This is a genomic window from Neisseria perflava, assembly GCF_024170405.1.
Lineage (GTDB): Bacteria > Pseudomonadota > Gammaproteobacteria > Burkholderiales > Neisseriaceae > Neisseria > Neisseria perflava_B.
In genome coordinates this window covers 1-10,472 of sequence record NZ_JALJYC010000040.1, presented here as the reverse complement: position 1 = coordinate 10,472, position 10,472 = coordinate 1, and the positions used below count along the sequence as shown (strand labels likewise).

Sequence of the window (10,472 nt, the reverse complement as noted above, 5' to 3'; positions counted from 1 at the left end):
TTGTTTTGCTTATAAGGGCTCAGTCGACTTTTTTTCATGGGATTTATTCTAAATGATTTTGAATAAATCTAGTTATCTAGTACAGCCCCAAAATTTATTAGATTATTTACAAGTTAGGCTGTTCAAACGGGGATAAACCCTGTAAATTATGCGCTATGTAACTTGGTGTAGTGTTTACGCTGCCCAGGTTCAAAACGGTTTTGAGATGATAATAACGACAGAGGAACATACCTATGCCTGCCAAATCCCGTCCTGTCTATCTGGACATCCCCAATATCCGCCTGCCGATACCGGGGATTGTGTCTATTTTGCACCGTGTCAGCGGTGTCATCCTGTTTGTAACCCTGCCGATTCTGCTGGGGTTGCTCGCCGCCACGCTGGAGCGTGAATCGGTGTTTATTTCCTATCTGCACTTTATTTCCCATCCGATTGTCAAGCTGGCTTTAATCGGCGTGTTGTGGGCGTTTCTGCATCATGCGATGGCCGGTACGCGCTTTTTGTTTCTCGATGCGCATAAAGGTTTGGAGCTGCAAACTGCGCGTCTGACCGCAAAAATCGTGTTTGTTTCCGCTTTGGTGCTGACTGTGGTGATTGGAGCGCTGCTATGGTAGATCGTAAATTGGCTGGTGCCCATTACGGCTTGAAAGACTGGGCGACGCAACGGATAACGGCGGTGGTCATGTTGGTTTATACCGTTGCCCTGATTGCCTTTTTGCTGCTGCTGCCCAACGAACACGGCGAATGGCAGGCGTTTTGGAACAATGCGTGGGTGAAACTGTTTACCCAGATTACCTTTATCGCCTTGTTTATCCATGCCTGGGTCGGTATCCGCGATTTGTGGATGGACTATGTCAAGCCGTTTGGTATCCGTCTGTGTCTGCAAGCGGCCACTGTGGTTTGGTTGGTGGCCTGTATGGTTTATTCAGTTAAAGTAATTTGGGGGTAAAAAATGGGTTTTCCTGTCCGTAAGTTTGATGCCGTGATTGTCGGCGGTGGTGGTGCAGGTCTGCGCGCAGCCCTCCAATTATCCAAGTCCGGTCTGAATTGCGCCGTATTGTCCAAAGTTTTCCCGACCCGTTCGCACACCGTGGCGGCGCAGGGCGGTATTTCCGCTTCGCTGGGTAATGTGCAGGAAGACCGTTGGGACTGGCATATGTACGATACCGTCAAAGGTTCCGACTGGCTGGGTGACCAAGACGCGATTGAATTTATGTGTCGCGCCGCGCCGGAAGCGGTGATTGAGTTGGAACACATGGGTATGCCGTTTGACCGCGTGGAAAGCGGCAAAATTTACCAGCGTCCGTTTGGCGGTCATACCGCCGAACACGGCAAACGCGCGGTGGAACGCGCCTGCGCCGTGGCCGACCGTACCGGCCATGCCATGCTGCACACGCTGTATCAGCAAAACGTGCGTGCCAATACCCAATTCTTTGTCGAATGGACGGCGTTGGACTTAATCCGCAACGAAGACGGCGATGTCGTTGGTGTAACCGCAATGGAGATGGAAACCGGCGACGTGTATATTTTCCATGCCAAAGCGGTCATGTTTGCCACCGGCGGCGGCGGCCGCATTTATGCTTCTTCCACCAATGCCTATATGAACACCGGCGACGGTTTGGGCATTTGCGCCCGTGCGGGCATTCCCTTGGAAGACATGGAATTTTGGCAGTTCCACCCTACCGGTGTGGCGGGTGCGGGTGTATTGATTACCGAAGGCGTGCGCGGCGAGGGCGGTATTCTGCTCAATGCCGATGGTGAACGCTTTATGGAGCGCTATGCGCCGACCGTAAAAGATTTGGCCTCCCGCGACGTGGTGTCCCGCGCGATGGCGATGGAAATTTACGAAGGCCGGGGCTGCGGTAAAAACAAAGACCATGTGTTGCTGAAAATCGACCACATCGGTGCGGAAAAGATTATGGAAAAACTGCCGGGTATCCGCGAAATTTCCATTCAGTTTGCCGGTATCGACCCGATTAAAGACCCGATTCCGGTGGTGCCGACTACCCACTACATGATGGGTGGTATTCCGACCAACTATCTGGGTGAAGTAATCGTGCCGCAGGGCGACGAGTATGAAGTGCCGGTTAAGGGTTTGTATGCGGCGGGCGAATGCGCCTGCGCGTCGGTGCACGGCGCCAACCGCTTGGGTACTAACTCATTGTTGGACTTGGTGGTGTTCGGCAAGTCCGGCGGCGACAGCATGATTAAGTTTATCCGTGAGCAAGACGGCTGGAAACCTTTGCCGGAAAACGCGGGCGAGCTGACCCGTCAGCGTTTGGAGCGTTTGGACAACCAAACTGACGGCGAAAACGTCGATGCGCTGCGCCGTGAACTGCAACGCTCCGTGCAGCTGCATGCCGGCGTGTTCCGTACCGACGCCATCTTGCAAGAAGGTGTGAAACAGGTAATGGCGCTGGCCGAGCGTGTGAAAAAAACCGAAATCAAAGACAAGAGCAAAGTATGGAATACTGCGCGTATCGAGGCTTTGGAATTGGATAACCTGATTGAAGTGGCCAAAGCGACTTTGGTATCTGCCGAAGCGCGTAAAGAGTCGCGTGGCGCACATGCCTCCGACGATCATCCCGAGCGCGATGATGTGAATTGGATGAAACATACGTTGTATCATCCGCTGACCAATACCTTAAGCTACAAACCGGTACACACCAAACCGCTGACCGTCGATTACATCGAACCGGCCAAGCGCGTGTATTAAGCAGTACTGTTTTCAGACGGCCTGAAACCAAAAAGGCCGTCTGAAAAATACCAAAACACAAACACCCGCCATCAACGGCTGTATCAAAAACACAAATCCAATCAGCCGCTGTGGGAAAGGAACACTTCTCATGGAAAAAGTAAGCTTTGAAGTTTACCGCTACAACCCCGATACCGACGACAAACCCTATACCCAAAAATACGAATTGGAAATCGAGTCGACTGATGTGAAGCTGCTCGACGCCTTAGTCAAGCTTAAAGCGCAGGATGATACCCTGTCGTTCCGCCGCTCCTGCCGCGAAGGGATTTGCGGTTCAGACGGCATGAACATCAACGGTAAAAACGGTTTGGCCTGTCTGACCGACATCCGCAGCCTGAAGCAGCCGATTAAAATCCGTCCGCTGCCGGGTTTGCCGGTTATCCGCGATCTGATTGTGGATATGACCCAATTTTTCAAACAATATCATTCGGTTAAACCGTATGTGGTCAACGATAATCCGATTGATGCCGATAAAGAGCGCCTGCAAACGCAGGAAGAGCGCAAAGAATTGGACGGCCTGTACGAATGCATTTTGTGCGCCTGCTGCTCCACTTCCTGCCCGTCTTTCTGGTGGAATCCCGACAAATTCGTCGGCCCCTCCGGTTTGCTCAACGCCTACCGCTTTATCGCTGACAGCCGCGACACCATGACCAACGAGCGTTTGGACAACCTCAACGACCCGTACCGACTGTTCCGCTGCCATACGATTATGAACTGCGTCGATGTCTGCCCGAAACACTTGAATCCGACCCGCGCAATCGGTAAGATTAAAGAAATCATGTTGAAACGGGCTGTATAAAAATGATGGTATTTGACGATACTGCCAAACGTAAAATCCGTTTCCAAACCCGCCGAGGACTGCTGGAATTAGACTTGGTTTTCGGCCGGTTTATGGAACAAGAATTTGAGCAGTTGAGCAATCAGGAATTGGCCGAGTTTGCCGAAATCCTCGAATTTCAAGACCAGGAACTGCTGGCCTTGATTAACGGACACGTGCACACCGCCAAGACCCACCTGCTTCCCATGCTCGAAAAAATCAGACAGGCCGGTGGTACAGGCAGCGCGGTTTGAAGTTTGCCGCAGCAATAACCCGACTTAAGGCCGTCTGAAAACAAGACCGTGCTGCACCGCAGCAACGCGAAGCCCCACTTTACAAAGGAGCATACCATGTCTAAATCAGTAACACTTCACATCGACGGAAAAGACGATTTGACCCTGCCTGTGTTGGAAGCCGCTTTGGGTAATGATGTCGTTGACATCCGTGCGCTGACCAAAGATACCGGGCTGTTTTCGTTTGACCCCGGTTTTGTGTCCACCGCCAGCTGCGAATCCAAAATTACCTATATCGACGGTGAAAAAGGCTTGTTGTATTACCGTGGCTACCCGATTGAGCAGTTGGCAGAACATTCCGATTACTTGGAAGTCTGCTATCTGCTGATTTATGGTGAGCTACCCACCGTTGAACAGAAACAAGCGTTTGAAACTGAAATTCGCATGCACACCATGGTGCACGAGCAGCTGACTTGGTTCTTCCGTGGTTTTCGCCGTGATGCGCACCCAATGGCGATGATGGTCGGGGTAGTGGGGGCATTGTCTGCGTTTTATCAGGACATTTTAGACGTATCAACACCCGAAAATCGTCAAACTGTCATTTATCGTCTGATTTCCAAAATCCCAACTATTGCGGCGATGTGTTACCGCTATTCTAACGGTCTGCCGTTCAACTACCCGAAAAACAGCCTGAGCTATTCGGAAAACTTCCTGCATATGATGTTTGCCACGCCGTGTGAAGAATACAAACCGAATCCGGTGTTGGCGCGTGCGCTTGACCGCATTTTTATTCTGCATGCCGACCATGAGCAAAATGCTTCAACATCAACTGTGCGCTTGGCAGGTTCTTCCGGTGCGCACCCGTTTGCCAGTATTGCAGCCGGTATCGCCAGCCTGTGGGGAGCGTCTCATGGCGGTGCTAATGAAGCCGTATTGAAAATGCTGGAAGAAATCGGCGATGTGGCGAATGTGGCCGAGTATATGGAAGGCGTGAAACAGCGCAAATACCGTCTGATGGGCTTCGGTCACCGCGTGTACCGCAACATGGATCCGCGCGCCAATATTATGCGCGAGACTTGCTACGAAGTTTTGAAAGAGCTGGGCTTGGAAGACAGCCCGAAATTCAAGTTGGCGATGGAGTTGGAGCAAATCGCGCTGAAAGATCCGTTCTTTGTCGAGCGCAAGCTGTATCCGAACGTCGATTTCTATTCCGGTATCGTATTGTCGGCTTTGGGCATCCCAACCGAAATGTTTACCGTGATTTTCGCCCTGTCGCGCAGCGTAGGCTGGATTTCCCATTGGCACGAAATGATTGGCGATCCGTCGCTGAAAATCGGCCGGCCGCGCCAACTTTATACCGGTGCGCAGCGCCGCGATTATGTGCCGGCTGATAAACGCTGATTAGGTATGTCTGAAAACATTAGTTAGGTTAATGAATTTCCGAAATCGTTGTTGAGCATCATCAACAGCCTGCCGCACTGCTTAGGTAATGTGTCAATCAGAACCAGACAGCAAGGCATGCTGACTCGGAATAGGGTAGAATAAGTGTCATCTTCAGACGGCCTCACTCCGTTAAAGTAGCACGGAATTCTACCCTTTATTTATATTTTAAAGAAAAGAGCACACGCCATGATGGACGATAAACTTAATTTCTCCTATCTGTTCGGTTCGAATGCTCCCTATATTGAGGAGCTTTATGAGCATTTTTTGGCGGATCCGAACTCGGTAGATGATAAATGGAAACAGTATTTTACGGAGCTGACCAAGCAGCCGGGCGCTGTGGCGGTGGATGTGGCGCATGCGCCGATTCGCGAGTCGTTTGCGAATTTGGCCAAGAAAAAAGCCACTGCCGCCATTGCCGGTAATATTGACGAAGCCATGCTGAAAAAACAGGTCGGCGTATTGCGCTTGATGTCGGCCTACCGCATTCAGGGCTTCGGTGCGGCTCAACTTGATCTGTTAAAACGGATGCCTCCGCTGCATGTTGCCGCGCTCGACCCGGAGTTTCACGGTCTGACCGACGCGGATATGGCGGTTCAATTCAATATCGGCGAAGGCGATTTTGCCGGTCGCGGCAAAATGGCGCTGTCGCACCTGATTAATGATTTGAAACAGACCTATTGCGGGCATGTTGCTCTTGAATACATGCACATTCCGAATACGGAAGAGCGCCGCTGGATTCGCCATTATTTCGAAAGCGTATTATCTACTCCGAATTTCAATGTCGAGCAAAAACGCCGCATTTTGAAAGAGCTGACTGCTGCCGAAACGCTGGAGCGTTACCTGCACACCAAATATGTCGGCCAAAAACGCTTTGGTATTGAAGGTGGCGAGAGCGTGATTGCCGGTCTGAATTACCTGATTCAAAACGCCTCCAAAGACGGCGTAGAAGAGGTCATCATCGGTATGGCGCACCGAGGCCGTCTGAATGTCTTGGTGAACACTTTGGGCAAAAAACCGAGCGATTTGTTTGCCGAATTTGAAGGCCGCGCCGAAATCAAACAGCCGAGCGGTGACGTGAAATACCACATGGGTTTCGACGCCGACATTGCTACCGCCAATGGGCCGGTACATGTTTCACTGGCGTTTAACCCGTCGCATTTGGAAATCGTCAATCCGGTGGTGGAAGGTTCGACCCGCGCCAAACAAAAACGCTTGGGTGACAACGGCCGCGAAAAAGTCTTGCCGGTATTGATTCACGGCGACTCCGCCTTTATCGGCTTGGGCGTTAACCAAGCCACGTTCAACCTTTCTAAAACGCGCGGTTACACCACCGGCGGTACGGTGCACATCGTTATCAACAACCAAATCGGTTTTACCACTTCCGACGTGCGCGATACCCGCTCGACCGTACACTGTACCGACATCGCCAAAATGGTGGCCGCGCCGGTCATTCATGTTAACGGCGATGATGTCGAGCGCGTTTGCTTTGCCTTGCAAGCCGCGCTGGATTACCGCAAAACCTTCAATAAAGACATCGTGGTCGATGTGGTCTGCTTCCGTAAATGGGGGCATAACGAGGGTGACGACCCGACCCTGACCCAACCGATGATGTACAAAAAAGTCCACCAACATCCCGGCGCACGCGCCATGTATGTGGACAAATTGGTGTCTGAAGGCGTGATTACCGCTGATGAAGCCGAGGGTTATGTACAAGCCTACCGCGACGCTTTGGACAAAGGCGAACATGTCGAGCAGACCACTTTGGGCAATTTTGCGCAAAAACGCATCCGCTGGAGTAAATACCAAGGCAAAGACTGGCGCGAAGACGTGGAAACCGGTATTCCGGCTGCCGACATTCAGCGCTTGGCGGATAAATTTACCGCCGTGCCAGAAGGTTTCGCGCTGCACCCGACCGCCAAACGCGTCTTGGAACAGCGCAAAGCCATGGCTGCAGGCGAGCAGCCGGTTGACTGGGGCATGGCGGAGACCATCGCTTATGCCAACCTGCTGACCAAAGGCGCGGGTGTGCGCATTTCCGGCGAAGACTCCGGCCGTGGTACGTTCTCGCACCGCCATGCCGTGTTGCACGACCAAAACCGTGAAAAATGGGACGACGGCTCGTATGTCCCCTTGATGCACATGGGCGAAAACGCCGCCAATTTCTTGGTCATCGACTCGATTTTGAACGAAGAAGCGGTAATGGCCTACGAATACGGTTTTGCCTGCTCCGCACCGGACAAACTGACCATTTGGGAAGCGCAATTCGGCGACTTTGCCAATGGTGCGCAAGTGGTCATCGACCAATTCTTGTCATCCGGCGAAACCAAATGGGGACGCTTGTGCGGCCTGACCACCATCCTGCCGCACGGCTACGACGGCCAAGGCCCCGAGCATTCTTCCGGCCGTGTCGAGCGCTGGTTGCAGTTGTGCGCCGAAAACAATATGCAGATTATCATGCCGTCTGAAGCTTCGCAGATGTTCCATCTGTTGCAGCGCCAAGTATTGGGTTCTTACCGCAAACCGCTGGTGATTTTCATGTCCAAACGCCTGTTGCGCTTCAAAGACGCGATGAGTCCGCTGGCAAACTTTACCGAAGGTTCGCGCTTCCGTCCTGTTATCGGCGACACGGCGGAACGTGCCGACAACGGCAGCGTCAAACGAGTGATTTTGTGTGCCGGTCAGGTGTATTACGATTTGGCAGCAGGCCGCGCCGAGCGCAAGCTGGAAAACGATGTGGCGATTGTGCGTATCGAACAGCTTTACCCCTTCCCGTATGACGAAGTCAAAGCTGAATTGGCGAAATATCCGAATGCAAAATCTGTGGTTTGGGCGCAAGAAGAGCCACAGAACCAAGGCGCGTTCTACCAAATCCGCCACCGTTTGGAAAGCGTCATCGGCGAGCAGCAGAAACTGACTTACGCAGGTCGTCCGAGCAGCGCTTCGCCCGCCGTCGGCTACATGAGTAAACACGTTGCCCAGTTGAAACAGTTGGTTGAAGACGCGTTTACGTTCTGATACCGCAAGCGATATACAGTCTGCCCCGATATTGTAAGACAGGCGGCAGGCTGTGGCAGACCACATCAAAGGCCGTCTGAAAACGGCCGCACGGAGACAATAAAATGATTATCGAAGTAAAAGTACCCATGCTGTCCGAGAGCGTATCCGAAGGTACGTTGCTGGAATGGAAAAAAAAGATTGGCGAAGCCGTCAGCCGCGATGAAATTCTGATTGACATCGAAACCGATAAAGTGGTGTTGGAAGTACCCGCACCGCAGGCGGGTGTGTTGACCGAAATCGTGGCGCAAAACGGTGAGACCGTGGCCGCCGATCAGGTATTGGCGCGTATTGACACCGCCGCTGTTGCCGGAACAGTAGCCCCCGTTGCCGCAGAAGCTGCCCCAGCTGCCGCAACATCAGCTGCCGCCATGCCTGCCGCTGCGAAACTGGCCGCAGAAAACGGTGTCGATGTCGCCAGTCTGCAAGGTTCGGGTCGCGACGGCCGCGTATTGAAAGAAGACGTGCAAAACGCCGCCGCTGCACCTGCTCCGGCTGCAACACCTGCCGCGCAACCCGCACCGGCTGCTGCACCGGTTGCAAGTGCGCCCGCACCCATCGGCACACGCCCCGAGCAGCGTGTGCCGATGAGCCGTCTGCGCGCGCGTGTGGCCGAACGCCTGCTGGTTTCGCAACAGGAAAATGCCATTCTGACGACGTTCAACGAAGTCAATATGAAGCCGGTGATGGATTTGCGTGCCAAATACAAAGAGAAATTCGAGAAAGAACACGGCGTGAAACTGGGCTTTATGTCGTTCTTTGTCAAAGCCGCCGTTGCCGCATTGAAAAAATACCCGGTAGTCAATGCCTCGGTTGACGGCAACGACATCGTGTACCACGGCTTCTTCGACATCGGTATCGCCGTGGGCAGCCCGCGCGGACTGGTCGTGCCGATTTTGCGCGACGCGGATCAAATGAGCATTGCCGATATCGAAAAAGCCATCGTCGATTACGCCGTAAAAGCCAAAAACGGCAAACTGGCTTTGGAAGATTTGACCGGCGGTACATTCAGCATTACCAACGGTGGCACGTTCGGCTCGATGATGTCCACTCCGATTATTAACCCGCCGCAATCGGCCATCTTGGGTATGCACGCCACTAAAGAACGAGCCGTGGTGGAAAACGGCCAAGTCGTCGTGCGCCCGATGATGTATCTGGCCTTGTCTTACGACCACCGCATTATCGACGGCCGCGAAGCGGTGTTGACGCTGGTGGCGATTAAAGACGCGCTGGAAGACCCAGCACGTCTGCTGCTAGATTTGTAAGTGTTTTCAGACGGCCTTGGTGCGCGACGGCGTAACCGAGGCCGTCTGAATATATGTCTTTTTTGACAGCTGTTTGATTGTGTGGTTTTTGTACGAAACAAAAGGGAGCATGCAATGAAGAAATTATTGATAACGGCGCTTGCCGCCTTAGCGTTGACTGCCTGCGCAACATCGCATCGGCAGGCAGAATATTCTGGCGCAAAAGGGATTGGCTATGCCGAAGCCGTGCGCATGGGCGATGTTGCTGTCAAGAAAATCCGTTATCCGGTTGCAGAGCAAGAAACGCTTTATTTTTCTGACACCGGCGAACCGGTGGCACAAGCTGCCGATGGCAAATTTATGCGTAAGGTGTTGGGTAAAACCAAAGACGGTTTGATGGTGGTGCAGGACTTCTATGCCGATGGGAAAAAGCAGTCAAATGCCTTTATATTGGCTAAAGATGAAGAAATTGGTAACTTCATTGCTACTAGAGCGCATAGTGGTGTTGTTAATTCTTATCTTCCTGACGGCAAACTGGCAGAAAGTATAGTTTACCAGAATGGTAAGCTGGTTCAGAAGAATATCTACCGCAATGGCAGATTGTTTGCCATGAAAAGCAAACAGAATAACGGCTATGTGGTCATACTGTCTGAAAACGGTGATAAGCGTTTGGAAATGCTGGAGGCCGACACGGAAACGCCGACTGTACGTTATTTTTATGCCAACGGGCAGTTAGGAGCGGAATGGGGGCAGGATGAGAAAACCGTAACCCAGTATGCTAAGATGTGGGATGAGTACGGCAACAGTTTGGATAAGGACGCGCCGGTAGATAAAAAAAGGGGCTGTACTAGATAATTAGAGCAAATTACCTTTTACTAACTGTTTCAAAATAGAAATTTGAGATTTTATTTCACTGTTGTTAAAACGCC

The 10,472-nt window shown here is 52.1% G+C and carries 9 protein-coding genes; all 9 read left to right on the top strand.

Annotated elements, in window-relative coordinates; all coding sequences use genetic code 11:
- The first annotated feature begins 233 nt into the window (after nt 1-233).
- The 9 genes from sdhC to J2T37_RS10990 all read left to right on the top strand — a co-directional run bounded on the left by sdhC (nt 234) and on the right by J2T37_RS10990 (nt 10,398).
- Nucleotides 234-611 carry a succinate dehydrogenase, cytochrome b556 subunit gene (gene sdhC / locus J2T37_RS11030; protein ID WP_253355894.1) on the top strand — a complete coding sequence of 126 codons (378 nt, stop codon included), beginning with the start codon at nt 234-236 and terminating at the stop codon, nt 609-611.
- A complete protein-coding gene (gene sdhD, locus J2T37_RS11025; protein WP_253355893.1) occupies nt 605-946 on the top strand; it encodes a succinate dehydrogenase, hydrophobic membrane anchor protein in 342 nt (113 codons plus the stop codon). Before sdhC ends, sdhD begins: the two co-directional genes overlap by 7 nt.
- Nucleotides 947-949: 3 nt before the next feature.
- A complete protein-coding gene (sdhA, locus tag J2T37_RS11020; RefSeq protein ID WP_253355892.1) occupies nt 950-2,713 on the top strand; it encodes a succinate dehydrogenase flavoprotein subunit in 1,764 nt (587 codons plus the stop codon).
- A gap of 130 nt (nt 2,714-2,843) precedes the next feature.
- Nucleotides 2,844-3,551, top strand: coding sequence for a succinate dehydrogenase iron-sulfur subunit (locus J2T37_RS11015; RefSeq protein ID WP_253355891.1), 708 nt, complete (start codon nt 2,844-2,846; stop codon nt 3,549-3,551).
- A 2-nt stretch (nt 3,552-3,553) separates the two neighbouring features.
- Entirely contained in the window at nt 3,554-3,823 is a 270-nt protein-coding gene (locus J2T37_RS11010; protein ID WP_253355890.1) for a succinate dehydrogenase assembly factor 2, read from the top strand.
- A gap of 96 nt (nt 3,824-3,919) precedes the next feature.
- Complete coding sequence (gene gltA, locus J2T37_RS11005) at nt 3,920-5,203, top strand: citrate synthase (RefSeq protein ID WP_253355889.1); 1,284 nt, start codon at nt 3,920-3,922, stop codon at nt 5,201-5,203.
- Nucleotides 5,204-5,431: 228 nt separating this feature from the next.
- Nucleotides 5,432-8,260 (top strand): 2-oxoglutarate dehydrogenase E1 component, encoded by a 2,829-nt coding sequence (locus J2T37_RS11000; RefSeq protein ID WP_253355888.1) that lies wholly within the window; start codon nt 5,432-5,434, stop codon nt 8,258-8,260.
- A gap of 104 nt (nt 8,261-8,364) precedes the next feature.
- Nucleotides 8,365-9,564, top strand: a complete 1,200-nt coding sequence (odhB, locus tag J2T37_RS10995; protein ID WP_253355886.1) for a 2-oxoglutarate dehydrogenase complex dihydrolipoyllysine-residue succinyltransferase — start codon at nt 8,365-8,367, stop codon at nt 9,562-9,564.
- Between the two features lie 114 nt (nt 9,565-9,678).
- Nucleotides 9,679-10,398 (top strand): hypothetical protein, encoded by a 720-nt coding sequence (locus J2T37_RS10990; RefSeq protein WP_253355884.1) that lies wholly within the window; start codon nt 9,679-9,681, stop codon nt 10,396-10,398.
- Nucleotides 10,399-10,472 lie beyond the last annotated feature (74 nt).